This window comes from Thiorhodococcus minor, from assembly GCF_010820565.1.
Classification (GTDB): domain Bacteria; phylum Pseudomonadota; class Gammaproteobacteria; order Chromatiales; family Chromatiaceae; genus Thiorhodococcus; species Thiorhodococcus minor.
On sequence record NZ_JAAIJQ010000306.1, the window covers coordinates 1 to 783 of the forward strand.

The 783-nt window shown below is 64.9% G+C and carries 1 protein-coding gene; it reads right to left on the reverse strand.

Annotated elements, in window-relative coordinates; translation table 11 throughout:
- Positions 1–650: GDP-L-fucose synthase family protein (locus G3446_RS27095; RefSeq protein ID WP_164456742.1), on the reverse strand; the 650-nt coding region annotated here is incomplete at its 3' end.
- Positions 651–783 lie beyond the last annotated feature (133 nt).

Below are 783 nucleotides of genomic sequence, written 5' to 3' on the forward strand. Positions count from 1 at the left end.
TCGCGCTTGGGGGTGCCGCTGCCCCAGATGACGACCTCGGGGGCGTTGCGCTGGGTGGCCTCATGGAAGCGTCTGAGCAGCGCCGGGATGACATGGCTGTGCTCGGGGTGGAAGTTGTCACCGGGGCCATAGAGGTTGGTCGGCATGACGCTGCGGTAGTCGCGCCCGTATTGGCGGTTGTAGCTCTCGCAGAGCTTGATGCCGGCGATCTTGGCAATGGCATAAGGCTCGTTGGTGGGCTCGAGTGGGCCGGTCAGGAGCGCGTCCTCGGCCATCGGCTGCGGGGCTTCGCGCGGGTAGATGCACGAGGAGCCAAGGAACAGCAGCTGTTGGATGTCGGCCTGATGGGCCGCGTGGATGAGGTTGGCCTCGATCATCAGATTTTGGTAGATGAACTCGGCCGGTAGGCTGTTGTTGGCCTGGATGCCGCCGACTTTGGCGGCGGCGATGATGACCTGGTCGATCTGGTGCTGTTGGAAGAAGGCGTTGACCGCTTGCTGGTTGAGCAGATCGAGCTCGGCGCGGCTGGCGGTGAGGAGCTCGGCTTGATCTGGGCCCTGGGCCTCCAGCTGGCGGGCGATGGCGCTGCCGACCATGCCGCGGTGGCCGGCGATGAAGATGACGGGGTTGTCGCTGGTCGCCGGGCTCATCCGGCCGCATCCCGCAGCGCTTTGACCGCTGCTTGCGTCAAGCCGGCGGCGGTGGCAATCTGCTCATCAGTCAGTAGGCTCATGGCCAGTAGATTGCGCGCCACTTCTTCACGGCCTTCTTCACGGCCTTCTT